Annotated in this window: 15 protein-coding genes and 1 pseudogene; 8 read left to right on the top strand and 8 right to left on the bottom strand. The window is 68.7% G+C overall.

Features of this window, described 5'->3' with window-relative positions; genetic code table 11:
- Entirely contained in the window at positions 1–1401 is a 1401-nt protein-coding gene (locus tag QFZ61_RS12495) for a class I adenylate-forming enzyme family protein (RefSeq protein ID WP_307036470.1), read from the bottom strand.
- A gap of 58 nt (positions 1402–1459) precedes the next feature.
- On the opposite strand from QFZ61_RS12495, the gene QFZ61_RS12500 reads away from it, so the two are divergent.
- Complete coding sequence (locus QFZ61_RS12500) at positions 1460–2344, top strand: neutral zinc metallopeptidase (RefSeq protein ID WP_307036471.1); 885 nt, start codon at positions 1460–1462, stop codon at positions 2342–2344.
- A 109-nt stretch (positions 2345–2453) separates the two neighbouring features.
- On the opposite strand, the gene QFZ61_RS12505 is transcribed toward QFZ61_RS12500, so the two are convergent.
- From QFZ61_RS12505 to QFZ61_RS12530, 6 genes and pseudogenes are all read right to left on the bottom strand, one after another.
- Positions 2454–2786: a metal-sulfur cluster assembly factor gene (locus QFZ61_RS12505; RefSeq protein ID WP_307036473.1), complete on the bottom strand. Its 333-nt coding sequence runs from the start codon at positions 2784–2786 to the stop codon at positions 2454–2456.
- A gap of 13 nt (positions 2787–2799) precedes the next feature.
- Positions 2800–3598: pseudogene (gene sufC / locus QFZ61_RS12510) on the bottom strand (Fe-S cluster assembly ATPase SufC).
- Positions 3599–3704: 106 nt separating this feature from the next.
- Entirely contained in the window at positions 3705–4064 is a 360-nt protein-coding gene (locus QFZ61_RS12515; protein WP_307036475.1) for a non-heme iron oxygenase ferredoxin subunit, read from the bottom strand.
- A 19-nt stretch (positions 4065–4083) separates the two neighbouring features.
- Positions 4084–5370, bottom strand: a complete 1287-nt coding sequence (gene sufD / locus QFZ61_RS12520) for a Fe-S cluster assembly protein SufD (protein WP_307036477.1) — start codon at positions 5368–5370, stop codon at positions 4084–4086.
- Entirely contained in the window at positions 5370–6833 is a 1464-nt protein-coding gene (sufB, locus tag QFZ61_RS12525) for a Fe-S cluster assembly protein SufB (protein ID WP_307036479.1), read from the bottom strand. The genes sufD and sufB overlap by 1 nt, the downstream gene beginning before the upstream one ends.
- Entirely contained in the window at positions 6833–7675 is an 843-nt protein-coding gene (locus QFZ61_RS12530) for a metalloregulator ArsR/SmtB family transcription factor (protein ID WP_307036480.1), read from the bottom strand. The genes sufB and QFZ61_RS12530 overlap by 1 nt, the downstream gene beginning before the upstream one ends.
- Before the next feature lie 114 nt (positions 7676–7789).
- Between QFZ61_RS12530 and QFZ61_RS12535 the strand changes: the two genes are divergently transcribed.
- The 4 genes from QFZ61_RS12535 to QFZ61_RS12550 are packed head-to-tail and all read left to right on the top strand — an operon-like array spanning position 7790 to position 11176.
- On the top strand, positions 7790–8752 hold the full coding sequence (locus tag QFZ61_RS12535; protein ID WP_307036482.1) for an ABC transporter ATP-binding protein: 963 nt from the start codon (positions 7790–7792) through the stop codon (positions 8750–8752).
- A complete protein-coding gene (locus tag QFZ61_RS12540; protein ID WP_307036484.1) occupies positions 8749–9534 on the top strand; it encodes an ABC transporter permease in 786 nt (261 codons plus the stop codon). Before QFZ61_RS12535 ends, QFZ61_RS12540 begins: the two co-directional genes overlap by 4 nt.
- 7 nt (positions 9535–9541) lie before the next feature.
- Positions 9542–10486, top strand: a complete 945-nt coding sequence (locus QFZ61_RS12545) for a heme A synthase (RefSeq protein ID WP_307036486.1) — start codon at positions 9542–9544, stop codon at positions 10484–10486.
- 39 nt (positions 10487–10525) lie between these two features.
- Entirely contained in the window at positions 10526–11176 is a 651-nt protein-coding gene (locus QFZ61_RS12550) for a DedA family protein (protein WP_307036488.1), read from the top strand.
- Positions 11177–11190: 14 nt separating this feature from the next.
- Here QFZ61_RS12550 and QFZ61_RS12555 read toward each other — a convergent pair whose 3' ends face one another.
- A complete protein-coding gene (locus QFZ61_RS12555) occupies positions 11191–12159 on the bottom strand; it encodes a heme o synthase (RefSeq protein WP_307036490.1) in 969 nt (322 codons plus the stop codon).
- A 537-nt stretch (positions 12160–12696) separates the two neighbouring features.
- On the opposite strand from QFZ61_RS12555, the gene tkt reads away from it, so the two are divergent.
- The 3 genes from tkt to QFZ61_RS12570 all read left to right on the top strand — a co-directional run bounded on the left by tkt (position 12697) and on the right by QFZ61_RS12570 (position 17666).
- Positions 12697–14814, top strand: a complete 2118-nt coding sequence (gene tkt / locus QFZ61_RS12560; RefSeq protein ID WP_307038185.1) for a transketolase — start codon at positions 12697–12699, stop codon at positions 14812–14814.
- 65 nt (positions 14815–14879) lie between these two features.
- On the top strand, positions 14880–16010 hold the full coding sequence (gene tal / locus QFZ61_RS12565) for a transaldolase (RefSeq protein WP_307036492.1): 1131 nt from the start codon (positions 14880–14882) through the stop codon (positions 16008–16010).
- A 6-nt stretch (positions 16011–16016) separates the two neighbouring features.
- Complete coding sequence (locus tag QFZ61_RS12570; protein WP_307036495.1) at positions 16017–17666, top strand: glucose-6-phosphate isomerase; 1650 nt, start codon at positions 16017–16019, stop codon at positions 17664–17666.
- Positions 17667–17673: the final 7 nt, after the last annotated feature.

Consider the following 17673-nt stretch of genomic DNA (forward strand, 5'->3'; position numbering starts at 1 on the left):
TCAGCCGAGTCGCCGGACCCGCGGGTCGCCGCCGGTAATCCACTCGAGCAGCAGCGCCCGGCTCAGCTTGCCGCGGTCGGTCAGCGGCAGCTCCGCCAGGAGGTAATAATCCAGCGGCCGTTTGTTCCGGGCCAGGACCTCCTCCACACCGGTTTTCAGTTGCGTGCAGGTCAGTCCGCCGTGGGCGGGCAGCACTGCCGCCATGACGCGCTGGCCGTGGAGCTCGTCCGCCCGGCCCGCGGCGACGGCGGCCGCGACGCCGGGAACGGAGGCCAGGGCGAGCTCCACCTCGTGCGGGTACACGCGGGTCCCGGCGGTGAGGATCATGTCCGAGCCGCGGCCCAGCAGGTGCAGCACCCCTGCGGACAGATAGCCCTGGTCCCCCACGGTGAACCAGCCGTCGAAGCTCTGAAGCGTTGCGCCGCCGTCGTCGTCACGGAGGTATCCGTCGCTGACCATGCCGCTGCGGACGCAGACGTTGCCGTCGCGCCCCTCCGGCACGGGCGCGCCGCCGTCGTCGAGAATCCGGATCTCGACGCCGGGGAACGGCTTGCCGATTCCTGTTCCGCCGGGGTCCGGGGACCGGCCCGGCGGGAGGCCGGCGCCGGCCACGAAGCTGAGCTCGGCGGCGCCGTAGTACTCGAAGATGGTCGCCTTGGGCGCCCAGCGGCGGGCAGCTTCGAGCGTCCGGGCGTCGAGCTTGGAGCCGGCGCAGATGATGCTTCGCACACCGGAGGCGTCGACGCCACCGGCCAGCCCGCGCTCGCTGAGCAGCCGGAGCATCGCGGGAACCAGGACCAGGCGGGTGATGCCGTCGTGGCTGACGGCAGCGTGGGCGTCCCCGACGTCGAACGATTCCAGGGTGTGGAACTCGGACCCGGCGTACAGGCATTCGGCCAGGGCATAGAGGTTCAGCCCGGCGGCGAGCGGACCAGGCGCGAGCGTTTTGTCGTCCGGGCGCAGGCCGAAGAACCGGACCGAGGATTCGAAGGAGAGCTGCCAGGAGCGCCGCGACCTGCTGAACGCCTTGGGCAGCGCCGTGGTGCCGGAGGTGAGTCCGATCAGGAATGGTGAGTCGGGCGGCCCGTCGGCGAGTCCACTGCCCAGGCAGCCAGCCGGCACTGTTTCAGCAATCCGGGCGGTGAGCGCGTCCCGGAGCGGCTCCGGCCAGGAGGGGTCCAGCACGGCGCATTGCCGCTCCCCCGCGATGGCGGCAGCGAACGCAGCCACAAAGTGCGTGGAGTTCGGTTCGGCCAGCACCGTGAGGGCCGGCGCCGCCGTCGCCAGGGACGCTGCGGCGTCCCGAAGTTCCGCCCAGCCCAGACGCTTGCCGGCCACGACGACGGCGGTATCGTCCGGGCGCTCATCGGCCCAGCGCTGAAGTCTGTCGAGGAAAGGCATCGGATCAACTTTACCGGCAGGCACCGCCCGCCGCACCGGGACGGGATAATGTGACTGCATGAGTTTCAATGACAACGTCCAGCTGGACCCGTCCCAAGTCCAGAGCCGCGGCGGCATGGGCCGCGGCACCAAGATCGGCGGCGGCATCGGCGGCGGCATCGTGCTGCTCCTGGCCGCGCTGTTCGGCATCAATCCGCAAATGCTCGAAGGTCTGGGCGGCGCCACCCAGGACCAAACGCAGAGCCAGAGCACTGCGCCGGCGTGCAAGACCGGCGCCGACGCCGACGCCCGGCTTGAGTGCCGGATCGTGGGCACCGTCAACAGCCTGAACGCTTTCTGGCCGGAGTACCTGGCGCAGTACGGCCGGCAGTACCCGCGGCCGAAGACCGTCCTGTTCAGCGGCGGGACCAGCACCGGCTGCGGCAGCGCGACCTCCGAGGTGGGGCCGTTCTACTGCCCGGCGGACCAGACCGCGTACTTCGACCCCGGTTTCTTCCAGGAACTCGTGGACCGGTTCGGCTCCTCCGGCGGCCCGCTCGCCCAGGAGTATGTGGTGGCGCACGAGTTCGGCCACCACATCCAGAACCTGCTCGGCACCATCGACCGGGCGCAGCAGGATCCGCAGGGCCCGGAGTCCGGCGCCGTGCGGGTGGAGTTGCAGGCGGACTGCTATGCGGGTCTGTGGGTCCGGTACGCGACCACCACCAAGGACCCCAACACCGGCCAGCCGTTCCTGGAACCGCTGAAGACCCAGGACCTGCAGGATGCTCTGTCCGCGGCGTCCTCGGTGGGCGACGACCGGATCCAGAAGGCCGCCACCGGCCGGGTCTCACCCGAGTCCTGGACCCACGGCTCCAGCGAACAGCGGCAGAAGTGGTTCTACCAGGGCTACAAGACCGGCGACATCAACCAGTGCGACACCTTCAAGGTCGCCACCCCGTAGCCCGGCGCGGAACAACCGATGAAACGACGGAGGCGGGCCCGCCTCTGGGAGGTGGGCCCGCCGTCGTCGTATCCCGAGGCCGGGGTGCTGGGACCTGGATGGTGAAGCTCTAGATGTTGAAGCCCAGGGCGCGCATCTGGTCGCGGCCGTCTTCGGTGATCCGCTCCGGACCCCACGGCGGCATCCATACCCAGTTCAGCCTCCACTCGTCGACGATGCCGTCCAGGGCCTGGCCAACCTGCTCCTCGATCACGTCGGTGAGCGGGCACGCTGCCGTGGTGAGGGTCATGTCGATCAGCAGGGCGCCGTCGTCATCCGAGTACTTCAGGCCGTAGAGCAAGCCCAGGTCAACGATGTTCACGCCCAGTTCCGGGTCGATCACATCCTTGAGGGCCTCTTCGACGTCCTCGAGGCCCGTCCGGGCCGTATTGGTTTCGGTCATGGCGTAGTCCTAACTAGGCCTGTGCTGCGGCGTCGGCGGCAGCGATGGTGGCGGCTCCGGCGCCCTGGAGGTAGCGGTCGTAGCCTTCTTCTTCGAGGCGGTCGGCCAGCTCCGGGCCGCCTTCCTCGACAACCTTGCCGTCCACGAAGACGTGCACGAATTCCGGCTTGATGTAGCGCAGGATCCGGGTGTAGTGGGTGATCAGCAGGGTGCCCATGTTGCCGCCGGACTGGGGCGCGGTTGACGCCCTCGGAGACGACCTTGAGCGCGTCGACGTCGAGGCCGGAGTCGGTCTCGTCGAGGACGGCGAACTTCGGCTTGAAGAGCTCCAGCTGGAGGATCTCCACGCGCTTCTTCTCGCCGCCGGAGAAGCCCTCGTTGACGTTGCGCTGGGTGAAGTCGGCGTCGATGCGCAGCTGCTCCATGGCGGCCTTGACGTCCTTGGTCCAGGTGCGGAGCTTGGGGGCTTCGCCGTCGATCGCGGTTTTCGCGGTGCGCAGGAAGTTGGTCATGCTGACACCGGGAACCTCGACCGGGTACTGCATGGCCAGGAACAGGCCGGCGCGGGCGCGCTCGTCGACGCTCATCGCGAGGACGTCCTCGCCGTCGAGCGTGATGGTGCCAGCGGTGACGTTGTAGCGCGGGTGGCCGGCGATGGTGGAGGCCAGGGTGGACTTCCCGGATCCGTTCGGCCCCATGATGGCGTGCGTTTCGCCGGTCCTGATGGTCAGGCTGACGCCCTTCAGGATTTCCTTGGTGCCCTGCTCGGTGTCAATGCTGACGTGCAGGTCCTTGATCTCAAGAGTGGACATGTATCTTGTTCTCCTCTGCACCGTGCCTCCCGGCGGTGGTGCGTCTTCTGGTCGATAAGTTGTCTGGGCCGGCTGATACCGGCGGGCAGTGACATGCCCGCCGGCCTCAGCCGAAGTTGGGAGCTTCCGCGCCGTTCAGGACCGTGCTGACGTCCACGTAGACGTCACCATCCTGGACGGTCACGGCGAAGACCGGGACGGGGTCGTAGGCGGGCAGCTGCAGCGGCTGGCCGCTGCGCAGGTCGAACTGGGAGCCGTGGCCCCAGCACTCGATCGTGCAGCCTTCCACCTCGCCTTCGGAGAGCGAGATGTCCGCGTGCGAGCAGGTGTCGCCGATCGCGTGGATCTCCCCCATCGAGTCCTTCACGACCGCTACCGGGTAGTCATCGATCAGGATGCGCAGGGCCTGCTTGAGCTGGATCTCACTGGCGCTGCAGACCAGTTCACCCTTTGGCTGTTCCGTCATGTTCGTCGTCCCGTGCCGTCTAGTTGTCCGTGGCGGCGAGCTCGCGCTCGACGGCGGCCGTGAGCCGGTCCTCGATCGCGGGTACCTTGATCTGCTGGATGATCTCGTTCAGGAAGCCGCGGACCACCAGGCGGCGGGCCACCTTTTCCGGAATGCCGCGGGCCATCAGGTAGAACAGGTGCTCGTCGTCGAACCGGCCGGTGGCGCTGGCGTGGCCGGCGCCGGCGATCAGGCCGGTTTCGATCTCCAGGTTGGGCACGGAGTCGGCGCGGGCGCCGTCGGTGAGGACCAGGTTGCGGTTGGCCTCGTACGTGTCGGTGCCTTCTGCTTCCTTGCGGATCAGGACGTCGCCTACCCAGACGGTGTGCGCGTTCCGGCCCTGCAGCGCGCCCTTGTAGAGCACGTTGGACTTGCAGTTGGCGACAGCGTGGTCGACGAACAGGCGCTGCTCGAGGTGCTGGCCGGCGTCGGCGAAGTAGAGGCCGAACATTTCCGCTTCCGCGCCGGGGGCGGTGAAGCGTGCCGACGGCGTGACGCGGACCAGGTCCCCGCCGAGGCTGACGACGATGTGCTTGAACTTGGCGTCACGGCCGAGCTTCGCCTGCTGCGAGGAGGCGTGCACGGCGTCGTCGTCCCATTCCTGCAGTGAGATGACGGTGAGCTGCGCGCCGTCCTCGACGAGGATCTCGATGTTTTCCGAGACGACAGCACTGCCCTGGTGGTCCAGCACGACGACGGCCTTGGAGAACTTCTCCGCGATGATCACGACGTGCTGCGCCGACGGCGCGGGACCCTGGCCGGTGAGTACCACGTTGACCTGGCCCACGGCCTGGACCTCGGCGGGAACCGTGATGACGGTGGCCTCGGTGAAGTTTTCCCAGGCGTTGGCGGACACCCGGTCCTCCGGGATGGCGGCGGAGCCGATGCGGGCATCATCCCGGCCGACGGTTTCGATCCGGACGCTTTCCGGGCCGGTGACGGCCACGGCGGGGGCGGCGCCGGTGAGCGCCTCCGTGTGCAGGCCGCGGAGCCGCTTGAGCGGGGTGAAGCGCCAGTCCTCCTCCATGCCGGTCAGCGGCTTGAAGTCCGCCAGGTTGTAAGAGGTCAGTCGTCCCGCGCGGGAGCTGTCCGGGATGCCGACGCCGCCGCCATGCGAGTGTGCCTTGACGGCGTCGCCAGCCAGCGGGGCCTTGGACTTCGCCGAGTTCAACGGCGACAGGTTTTCGCCTTCCTCGGTGAAACCGTCAATCAGCGGCTGGGTCGACGGCGCGCCGATGCGCGCCTTTTCCGTAGTGATGTCAGTCATTAACCGACCGATCCTTCCATCTGCAGTTCAATCAGGCGGTTCAGCTCGAGGGCGTATTCCATCGGCAGTTCACGGGCGATCGGCTCGATGAAGCCGCGCACGATCATGGCCATGGCCTCGTCTTCACGCATGCCGCGGGACATCAGGTAGAAGAGCTGCTCTTCGCTGACCCGGGAGACGGTGGCCTCGTGGCCCATTACGACGTCGTCCTCGCGGATGTCGATGTACGGGTAGGTGTCCGAGCGGCTGATGGTGTCCACCAGCAGCGCGTCACAGCGCACCGTGTTGGCCGAGTGCTTCGCGCCTTCCCGGACCTGGACCAGGCCGCGGTACGCGGCGCGGCCGCCGCCGCGGGCCACCGACTTGGAAATGATCGAGCTCTTGGTGTTCGGCGCGATGTGGACCATCTTGGAGCCGGTGTCCTGGTGCTGGCCCTCGCCGGCGAACGCGATCGACAGGGTTTCACCCTTGGCTCCCTCGCCGACCAGGTAGACGGCCGGGTACTTCATGGTGACCTTGGAGCCGATGTTGCCATCGATCCACTCCATCGTGGCGCCCTCTTCGCAGATGGCGCGCTTGGTGACCAGGTTGTACACGTTGTTGGACCAGTTCTGGATGGTCGTGTAGCGGACGCGGGCACCCTTCTTCACCACGATTTCGACGACGGCGGAGTGCAGCGAGTCGGAGGTGTAGATCGGCGCGGTGCAGCCCTCGATGTAGTGGACGTAGGAATCCTCGTCCGCGATGATCAGGGTGCGCTCGAACTGGCCCATGTTTTCCGTGTTGATGCGGAAGTACGCCTGCAGCGGGATGTCGACGTGGACGCCCTTGGGGACGTACACGAAGGACCCGCCGGACCAGACGGCCGTGTTCAGCGACGCGAATTTGTTGTCGCCCACCGGGATGATCGTGCCGAAGTACTCCTGGAAGATCTCCGGGTGCTCGCGCAGCGCCGTGTCGGTATCCAGGAAGATGACGCCCTGGGCTTCCAGGTCCTCACGGATCTGGTGGTAAACGACCTCGGACTCGTACTGGGCGGCGACGCCGGAGACGAGGCGGCTGCGCTCGGCTTCCGGGATACCGAGCTTCTCGTACGTGTTCCGGATGTCCTCGGGCAGGTCCTCCCAGGTGGCGGCCTGCTTCTCGGTGGAACGCACGAAGTACTTGATGTTGTCGAAGTCGATGCCGGACAGGTCCGCACCCCAGGTGGGCATGGGCTTGCGGTCGAAGTACTTCAGGCCCTTCAACCGCAGGTCCAGCATCCATTCCGGCTCGTTCTTCTTGGCCGAGATGTCACGTACGACGTCCTCATCGATGCCACGGCGGGCGTTGGCGCCGACGTCGGTCTTGTCGGCCCAGCCGTACTCGTAGGTGCCAATTCCGTGCAGCTCGGGGTTCTTTTCCAGAATCTCCGAAATCACAGTGGATTCAGCAACCTTCTTCTCTGATAGTTGGTCCGTCATCACGGCCTTTCTTGCAGATGGTTGGATACTTCGTCCGGGCTGTCCGGGTCCGCGGGGCTGGCAGCCCCGACGGCGGCCGGACGGCCCGTAGGTATGTGGGTGGTGCAGACGTGGCCGCCGCGGGCCAGGGTGGAGAGCCGGCGCACGTCGACGCCGACCAGCCGGGCAAAAACCTCGGTCTCCACGTCGCAGAACACCGGGAACTGCGCGGCAAGCTGCTGGATCGGGCAGTGGCCCTGGCACAGCTGCACACTCGACAGCGCGGCGGGCAGCGGCGCCTTGGCCTCGATGGACTGCGCCGACGCGACGAATCCGTCCCGGCTCAGCAGCTCCGACAGCGCCCGTGCGCGGGCGGTGATGTCGGTTCCGGCCTGTTCGATCACCGGCGCATAGCGGCGTTCCATCTCGCCGAACCGCTCGGCGGCGAACTCCCGCACCGCTTCGGAACCCGCCATTTCACCGAGCCGCCGGAGGGCGGAGGAGGCGATGTCAAGGTAGTCGTTGCCCAGCGTGGACTGGCCCTGCGAGCTCAGCACATAGCGCCGGGCCGGCCGGCCTGCACCGGCTCCCGCACGGGCCACCCGCTTAACCTCGATCACGCCGTGGCGCGAGAGGTGGTCCAGGTGGCGGCGCACCGCGGCGGGGGTGAAGCCGAGCAGTTCGCCCAGTTCCGCGGCGCTGATCGGGCCATGTTCCAGTACCGCGGCCAGGACACGGTCGCGGGTGCGTTCCTCGGCGTCGGCGGCGGCTGCCGACGGCGCTGCCGCGGGTCCTGCTCCGTCCCCGACCGGCGCCGCCGACTCCGCGCGCACGGAAGGCGCGGCAGAAGTAGTTGGGCTCATGGAATACACAACACAATCATGTCGTAATTTAGTCCCGTGATCCAGTAAGGCATGGCTTTGCTGGCGCCGGCTCCGGATCGGGTCCGGGCGTACTACATCGCGTAGAATGCTCTGGTGCGATCCCCCCACTCCCCCGCCCTGACCATCAGCGGGCTCATCAAGGATGTCGGCCCGCTGCCCAGCCTTGACGGCAAGATGCTGCGGGTAGTCAGCGGCGTCTCCCTCACCGCCGAACGCGGCCAGGTCACCGCCCTGCTCGGTGCCAACGGGGCGGGCAAGACCACCACCATCGAATGCGCCCAGGGGCTCCAGAAGCGCACCGCCGGCAGCATCCGGCTGCTGGGAGAGGACCCGGACAGCGCGGGCGCGGAGCTGCGCGCCCGCGTCGGCGTGATGCTGCAGGACGGCGGCCTCCCGCCGTCGGCCCGGCCCATCCCCCTGTTGCGGCACATCGCGGGCATGTACCAGGACCCGTGGCCGGTCGATGAACTGATTGCCCGGCTGGGAATCGACACGTTCAGCCGGACCTCCGTGCGGCGCCTCTCCGGCGGCCAGAAACAGCGGCTGGCCCTGGCCGCGGCCCTGGCGGGCCGGCCCGAGGTGCTTTTCCTCGACGAGCCGAGCGCAGGCCTGGATCCGCAGTCCCGGCAGCTGGTGTTCGACCTGATCGGCGAGCTGCGGGACCGCGGGATGGCCATCATCCTCACAACGCACCTGATGGACGACGCCCAGCGCCTCGCTGATTACGTCTACATCATCGATGCCGGCCGGAACGTCGCCGAAGGCACCGTCGCCCAGCTGCTGCGGCACGAACTGACCGGCGCCGAGCAGCACATCCGGACGCTGCTCTTTGAAGCCGAACCCGGCCTTGACCTGGCCGGCGTCCTGCCGCCCGGGGTCGAGGTCCGGGAAACCCGCGCGGGCAGCTACAGCGCCACGGGGGCGCTGACCCCTGCGGACCTCGCCGCCGTCGCAGCCTGGTGGTCCGCGCGGGACATCATGCCCGCGTCGATGAGCCTGGCCGCCCGCAGCCTCGAGGACGTCTTCCTCGACATCTCCGGAAGGGAATCCCGATGAGCACCGCCCCCGCATCCGTTCCCGCCGGCACGACGCTCGGCAGCGCTCCGGCTCCGCTGCTGCGCCGGGTCCTGCTGCAGGGCCGGTACGAGACTCTCACCATGCTCCGCAACGGCGAGCAACTGATCCTCGCGGTCATCCTGCCGCTGCTGGCCCTGGTGGGCCTGGCCGTCACGCCGCTGCTGGACGGCCTCGGTTCCAGCCGGGTCAACATCGCTGTGCCGGGCATCCTGGCGCTGTGCGCCATGTCCACGGCCTTCACCGGGCAGGGCATCGCCACCGGCTTCGACCGGCGCTACGGCGTGCTGCGTTTCCTCTCCACCACGCCCCTGGGCCGTACCGGCCTGATCCTGGGCAAGGTGCTCGCCGTGCTCGCGGTGCTGGTGATCCAGGTGCTGGTGGTCACCGTTGTTGCACTCCCGCTGGGCTGGCAGCCCTCGCTGCCGGGGCTGCTGCCCGGACTCGTGCTGCTGGTCCTTGGCGCGGCGGCCTTTACCGCCCTCGGCCTGCTCGTCGCCGGTACTGTCCGGCCGGAAGCGACGCTGGCCATCACCAACCTGCTGTGGATCCTGCTGGGTGCCCTCGGCGGCATCGTCCTGCCGGCCGAACGGCTGCCCGCCCTCGCCCAGGCGGTGGTCCATTTCCTCCCGTCCGGCGCGCTGGGCCAGGCGCTGCGCGATGCCTTCCTGACCGGCAGCGTCAACCTTGCCGCCGTGATCGTCCTGCTGCTCTGGACGGCGATCGCCGGCCTGGCAGCAACCCGTTGGTTCAAGTGGAATTGAGAAAACTGTGAGTACAGTGTCCCGCCCTTCCCGGATCGTGTCCCGGATTTCGTCCCGGCTGCCCGTCACCGTCGACAAGACGGTCCGGCGGCTGGCCGTGCTGTCCCTGATCGGCCAGACCGTGCTCGTGGTGACCGGCGGCGCCGTCCGGCTGACCGCCTCCGGGCTGGGCTGCCCGACGTGGCCGCGCTGCACCGACAATTCACTGGTCAACACCCCGGAAATGGGTGTGCACGGGATCATCGAGTTCGGCAACCGGCTCCTGACCTTCGCGCTGGCCGCCGTCGCCGTCGCCATGCTGGTCTACCTGTGGAACCTCCGCAAGGAACGCCGCGACCTCTTCCTGCTGGCGCTCGGCCTGCTGGCCAGCATCCCGGCGCAGGCCGTCATCGGCGGCATCACCGTCCTCACCCAATTGAACCCGTGGGTGGTGGGCCTGCACTTCCTGGTCTCGATGGCGCTCGTGGTCCTGGCGACGCTGCTCGTCAACCGCGCCTACGGCCGTACCGGCAAGGCCCGGACCCGCGAACTGCCCGTCCTGCCGGCCACGGCACGCCCGGTGCTGACCGCCGTCGCGCTGTTCTCGGCCGTGGCCGTGTGCCTGGGTGTCGTGGTGACCGGCGCCGGTCCGCACGCCGGTGACGCGAACGCCCCGCGCAACAACCTCGACTGGGACCTGTTTTCGCACATCCACGCGGTGCCTGCGTACCTGGTGACGGCCGGCACGCTGTTCGGCATCTACCTGGTACTGCGAGGCCGGATCTCCGGGCCGTTCCGCACCGCTGTGTTCATGCTGCTGGCCGTCACTGTGCTGCAGGCCGTCATTGGCTTCACGCAGTACTACAACGGCATTCCGGCGCTGCTGGTGGCCGCGCACATGCTCGGTGCGGCGCTTCTGATGAGTGCGTCAACGAACGCCGCCGACATCGCCCGCAGCAGCCCGCTGAAGTAGTTCCCGGTAGCCTGACTCTGTCGAGAGAAAGGCGCCGCCGTGAACGCGATCGTCGAGGGCCTGCTGAACATGAGTCCCGCGCTGGCCTTCACTCTCGTCGCCTGCCTGGTGTTCGCCGAGGACGCGGTCTTCGTCGGCTTCGTGATCCCGGGCGAGACGGCCGCGGTCCTGGGCGGTGTGATCTCGAGCCGCGGCGAGGTGCCCTTATGGGGCATGGCGGCGGTCGTGGTGGCCGCGGCCATCGCCGGGGACACCGTGGGCTACGAAGTGGGCAAGCACGTGGGGCCCGGGCTGCTGGACTTCCGGCTGATGAAGCGCCGCCGCCGGGGCCTGGCGAAGGCGCAGGCGTTTCTCCGCAAAAGGGGCGGTTCGGCCGTTTTCCTGGGCCGCTTTGTGGCGTTCTTCCGGGCAGTCATGCCGGCCCTCGCCGGCGCCTCCCGGATGCCCTACCCGCGTTTCCTGGTCTTCAACGCGGCCGGCGGACTGGTGTGGGGAACCGGTTTCGTCCTGCTGGGCTTCTTCGCCGGGAACTCCTACGACGCCGTGGCAAAGGTGGCCGGCCGGGACATCACGGCGGTGGTGGTGCTGCTCGGTGTGCTGGGGCTGGTCATCTGGCATCTGCGCCGCGACCGCCGGGAACCGGAGCAAGCGGTTGACCGCAAGAGCCCGGACGGCCCGGCAAGCTCCTGACGGCGGGTGCCGGCTTAGCCGCCGACGATGGCCGATCCGATGAACGGATCGACGGCCAGCGCCAGGAAAAGCAGGGTGAGGTAGCTGATCGAACCGTGGAAGACCTTCATCGCGCCCTTGTTGGAGACGTCGCCGCCCTGGGCCCGGTTGTACAGCGCATGCGACTCGTAGAGGAACCAGGCGCCGGCACCGACAGCGGTAAGGGTGTACACCCAGCCGGCGCCGCCGATCGGGATCAGCAGCAGCGAGCAGGCCACCATGGCCCACGCGTAGAGCACCACCTGCACCGAGACGACCTTGGCGCCGGCAATCGCGCCGAGCATCGGCACGTTGGCGTTGCGGTAATCCTCGCCGTAGCGCATCGACAGCGGCCAGTAGTGCGGCGGGGTCCACAGGAAGATCACCATGAAGAGGACGACGGCGGGCCACTCCACGGTATTGGTCACGGCGGCCCACGCGATCAGCACGGGGAAGCAGCCGGCTGCCCCGCCCCAGACAATGTTCTGGGCGGTGCGTCGTTTGAGGATGATCGTGTAAATGACCACGTAGAAGACGATGGCACCCAGCCCCAGCCAGGCTGACAGCGGGTTGGCGCCGAACCAGAGGATGGCGATCGCGGCGGCGCCCAGGACCCAGGAAAACACCAGCGCCTCGCGCGGAGTGACTTCGCCGGTGACGAGCGGGCGGTTCTCCGTCCGGTGCATAAGCTTGTCGATGTCCCGGTCGATGTAGCAGTTGAACGAACCCGCGCTGCCGGCGGCGAACGCGCCGCCGACCAGGGTTGCCAGGATCAGGCCGAGGGACGGGAAGCCGCGCTCGGCGTAGATCATCGTGGGCAGGGTGCTGACCAGCAGCAGTTCGATCACCCTGGGTTTCGTGAGCGCCAGGTAGGCCTTGGCCTTGCGGGCGAAGCCGATCCGGCCCGGAACCCGGGTCTGGGAGGCGTTTAGCGGCGTATCTGTTGTGCTCACGGCGGCAGTCACTCTGTTCTGTCTGGCTGTTCAGTCCGGCTGGTTATCGCGGTGCGACCCCGCTGAGCACGGACGGTTAAGTACGGCGCCCGGTGCGGGACACTGCCTCCGGAGGGGGCCACGCGCGGCGCACAGGCATGTCCTCGCCCCCGTTGGTAGCCACGCACCATCATACCGCGGCGGTGCCGGCGGCGCTGTCGCCCGGAGCAGGGGCGGGTCCGGGCCGAACCGGCAGTACGGGCGCCGCCGCGGACCCAGTGATTCAGCTAAGCGGATAACCCGTCCATTTCCTGAGATTCACGCTGCCCGGCAGGTGGAATGGGGCTAAGCTGGCAAGCAGATCAGCACGCGCGGGCAGCCGCCCCACGGCGTTCCCTGCCCGGCGCATGCGACTGAATGATTGATCAACGTTTCGATGGTGAACGGCTGGTACAGACCACTGCGGGCACCTTGCTGTGCCCCGGCGGAAACGCCCGGGAGGGAAACCTCAAGGGAAAGCACTGTGCCTCCGGCCGTCAGCACAGAGAGGGGCCGGTTTACGTGCCACATTTGGAAGAGCAGGAACTGTCATGGACGTCCACGGACCAGCGGGCCGTGGACACTGTCCGGGTCCTCGCCGCCGACGCGGTGGAGAAGGTCGGTAACGGCCACCCCGGGACGGCGATGAGCCTGGCTCCGGCCGCTTACCTGCTCTTCCAGAAGGTGATGCGCCACGACCCGGCGAACCCGCAGTGGCCGGGCCGGGACCGGTTCGTCCTCTCCCCCGGGCACACCTCCCTGACGCTCTACATCCAGCTCTTCCTTTCCGGCTATGGCCTGGAACTGAAGGACCTTGAAGCGCTCCGGACCTGGGGTTCACTGACCCCGGGGCACCCCGAATACAAGCACACCGCCGGTGTGGAGATCACCACCGGCCCGCTCGGCCAGGGCCTGGCGTCCGCGGTCGGCTTCGCGTACTCGCAGCGCCGGATGCGCGGCCTGTTCGACGCCGACGCCCCCGCCGGCGCCAGCCCGTTCGACCACACCGTCTGGGTGATCGCCTCCGACGGCGACCTGCAGGAAGGCGTGACCTCCGAGGCGTCCTCCCTCGCGGGCCATCAGGAACTGGGCAATCTCGTGGTGATCTACGACGAGAACCACATCTCCATTGAAGACGACACCGACGTGGCGTTCACCGAGGACGTCCTGGCCCGCTACGCCGCCTACGGCTGGCACACCCAGCGCGTCGACTGGACCCGCACGGGCGAGTACAAGGAGGACGTGGCCGAGCTGCACGCCGCGCTGCTCGCCGCCAAGGCCGAGACGGGCAGGCCGTCCATCATTTCGCTGCGCACCATCATCGGCTGGCCGGCGCCGAAGAAGCAGAACACCGGCAAGATCCACGGTTCGGCGCTCGGCGCCGAGGAAGTCGCCGGCCTGAAGGAGATCCTGGGCTTCGACCCGGAGCAGTCCTTCCAGGTCGAGGACGAGGTCCTGGCCCACGCCCGTGAGGGCCGGACCCGCGGTGCCGCGGCCCGCGCCCAGTGGCAGGAATCCTTCGAAGCCTGGCAGTCCGCAAACCCGGAAGCCGCCGCGCTGCTCGAACGCGTCGAAGCCCGCAAGCTGCCGGGCGAGTTCGACGCCGCCCTGCCTATCTTCGAAGCCGGCAAGGACGTCTCCACCCGGGCCGCGTCAGGCAAGGTGCTGAACGCCATCGGCCCGGTCATGCCCGAGCTGTGGGGCGGCTCGGCGGACCTGGCCGAGTCGAACAACACGACCATCGAGGGTTCGGCCTCGTTCATCCCGGCGTCCCGGCAGACCGACGCGTGGAAGGGCAACCCGTATGGCCGGGTGCTGCACTTCGGCATTCGCGAGCACGCCGCGGCGTCGATCGTGAACGGCATCACGCTGGCCGGACCGACCCGGGCGTTCTCCGGGACGTTCCTGATCTTCTCCGACTACCAGCGCCCCGCCATCCGGCTCGGCGCGCTGATGGGCGTGCCGTCGCTGTACGTCTGGACGCACGACTCGATCGGCCTCGGCGAGGACGGGCCAACGCACCAGCCGGTCGAGCAGCTCGCCGCCCTGCGTGCCATCCCGGGACTGGACGTTGTGCGCCCCGGTGACGCGAACGAGGTCGCCGCGGCCTGGCAGGCCATGCTGGAGAACCACGCGAACCCGGCCGGGATCGTCCTGACCCGCCAGAACATCCCCACCTGGGAACGCGGCACCGGCGACGCAGCGGGTGACACCTTCGCCTCAACCGCCGGCGTTGCCAAGGGCGGCTACGTCCTGGCCGAAGCCTCAGCCAACGGACAGACCGCCGAGCCGCAGGTGATCCTGATCGGCACCGGTTCCGAGGTCCAGCTCGCCGTCGCCGCCCGTGAAGCCCTGCAGGCCGACGGGATCCCCACCCGGGTCGTCTCGATGCCCTGCGTGGAATGGTTCAACAAGCAGGACCCGGCGTACCGCGAAGCCGTGCTCCCCGCCGCGGTGAAGGCACGCGTCTCCGTCGAGGCCGGTCTTGCGCTGGGCTGGCGGGACTTCGTCGGCGACGCCGGCCGCTCCGTCAGCCTCGAGCACTTCGGCGCTTCCGCCGACTACAAGCGGCTCTTCCAGGAATTCGGCATCACCGCCGAAGCCGTCACCGCCGCCGCCAAGGAATCGCTCTCCGGCCTCGGAGCCTGACCCCAACCTTCCACTCCCCCGGGCCGCCGCCCGCCGGCGGCGGCCCCAGAACCCAGGAGACACCCATGAACACCACCCCCACCGCTACCCCCACCCAGCAGCTCTCCGACGCCGGCGTCTCCATCTGGCTCGACGACCTCTCCCGCGGCCGCCTCGACTCCGGCACGCTGCGCAAGCTGATCGAAGAGAAGAACGTCGTCGGTGTCACCACGAACCCGAGCATCTTCCAGGCAGCCCTCGCGGTCGCCCACGACTACGACGCCAAGATCAAGGAAAAGGCCGACGCCGGCGCCAGCGTCGAGGAGACTGTCTTCTCGATCACCACCACCGACGTTGCCGACGCCTGCGACCTGTTCGCCCCCGTGGCGGCCGCCACGAACGGCGTCGACGGCCGGGTCTCGATCGAGGTGGACCCGCGCCTGGCCTGGGACGCCGCCGGCACCATCGCCGAGGCCAAGGAACTGTACGGCCAGGTCAACAAGGACAACGTCCTGATCAAGATCCCCGCCACCGTGGAGGGCCTCGAGGCCATCACCGCCACGCTGGCCAGCGGCATCAGCGTCAACGTCACGCTGATCTTCTCGCTGGAACGCTACCGCGCCGTCGTCAACGCCTTCCAGAGCGGGCTCGAGCAGGCCAAGGAAAACGGCCACGACCTGTCCAAGATCCACTCCGTGGCGTCGTTCTTCGTCTCCCGCGTGGACACCGAGATTGACAAGCGGCTCGACGCGATCGGCACCGACGAAGCCCGGGCGCTCAAGGGCAAGGCCGGCCTGGCCAACGCCCGCCTCGCCTATCAGGTGTACGAAGAGCTCTTCGCCACCGAGCGCTGGGCATTGCTCGCCGACGCCGGCGCCCGGCCGCAGCGCCCGCTCTGGGCCTCCACCGGCGTCAAGGACCCGGCGTACCCGGACACGCTCTACGTGACCGGCCTCGTCGCCCCCGGTGTGGTGAACACCATGCCGGAGAAAACCCTGAACGCCACCTACGACCACGCCGCCGTCACCGGCGACACCGTTACCCGCAGCTACGACGACGCCAATGCGACCCTCAATGCGCTCGACGCGCTCGGCATCTCCTACAACGAGGTCGTCGCCCTGCTCGAGACCGAGGGCCTGGACAAGTTTGTGGCAAGCTGGAAGGAACTGCTGGCCGACGTCGAGGCCGCCCTCGCCGCTGCACGGAAGGACGCATAGTCCCCCATGACCACTCTCAGCTATGACGCCACGGGCGCCGCCCGCCAAGCCCATGAACAGCACCTGCCCGCCCTGCTTGAGGAACGGGTAGCGACCCGGATCTTCGCCAAGGACGCCACCTTGTGGGGGCCCGACGCCGAAGCCGAGTCCTCGGTCCGGCTTGGCTGGGTGGAGGCGCCCGCCGTCTCCCAGCCGCTGGTGGCCGACATCCTGGCACTCCGCGACGCGCTCCGCGCCGAGGGCGTCAGCCGCATTGTCCTGTGCGGCATGGGCGGCTCCTCACTGGCGCCTGAGGTCATCGCCGGAACCGCGGGCGTCGAGCTGACCGTGCTGGACAGCACCGACCCGGAACAGGTCTCCGCTGCCCTCGCGGACCGGCTGACCGAGACCGCCATCGTGGTGTCCTCCAAGTCCGGTTCCACCCTCGAGACCGACTCCCAGCGCCGGGTCTTCGAACACGCGTTCACGGAGGCCGGCGTGGACGCGAAGAGCCGGATCATCATTGTCACCGACCCGGGGTCTCCGCTGGACAAGTCGGCCCGCGAAGCCGGCTACCGTGCCGTCTTCAACGCCGATCCCAACGTCGGCGGCCGCTACTCAGCGCTCACGGCCTTCGGCCTGGTGCCCTGCGGACTGGCCGGCGTGGACATCCAGGCGTTCCTGGATGAAGCCGAGGAGACCGCCGAAATCCTCAATGACGACAGCGAGGAAAACATCGGCCTCGCCCTGGGCGCGGCCCTGGGCGGGACGAACCCGCTGCGCAACAAGATCGTCATCGTCGAGGACGGCTCCGGCATCGCGGGCTTCGCCGACTGGGCCGAGCAGCTGATCGCCGAATCCACCGGCAAGCTCGGCACCGGCGTGCTGCCGGTCGTCGCCGGCCCGGGCGCGCCCGAAGTCACGGGCGGCGCGCCGGACGTGCTGGTGGTCCGGCTGGTCGCGGCCGATGCCGACGTCGAACTGGGCGCGAACGAGGCGGCCATTGCGGGCGGTCTCGCGGCGCAAATGATGACATGGGAGTTCGCCACCGCCGTCGCGGGACGGCTGCTCGGCATCAACCCGTTCGACCAGCCCGACGTGGAGGCCGCGAAGGTTGCCGCCCGCGGATTGCTTGACGCGCAGCCGGAACCCACCCCGGCGGACTTCACCGACGGCGCCATCGAAGTCCGCGGCGGCGACTGGCTGGGCGGCGCCACCACGGCGGCCGACGCTGTCAGCGCACTCCTGGGCCAGCTTGGCACCGACGGGTACCTCAGCGTGCAGGCCTACTTCGACCGGCTCAGCTACGCCCCGCTCGAGGGCATCCGGGATGAACTGGCCGCGGTCAGCGGCCGCCCGGTCACCTTCGGCTGGGGCCCGCGGTTCCTGCACTCCACCGGACAGTTCCACAAGGGCGGCCCGGCCATCGGCGTGTTCCTGCAGGTCACTGCCGCATCCGCCACGGACCTGGCCATCCCGGACCGGCCGTTCAGTTTTGGCGAGCTGATCTCGGCGCAGGCCGCCGGCGACGCGCAGGTCCTCAGCGAGCACGGCCGGCCGGTACTGCGGCTGCACCTCACGGACCGCGCCGCGGGCGTCCGGCAACTGCAGCAGCTCGTTCCATCGCTGGCCGGCACCACCCCAGCCGGCCAGGCCGCGTCCTCCACCGAAAACTAAGGCACTC

Source organism: Arthrobacter sp. B3I4, from assembly GCF_030816855.1.
GTDB lineage: Bacteria > Actinomycetota > Actinomycetes > Actinomycetales > Micrococcaceae > Arthrobacter.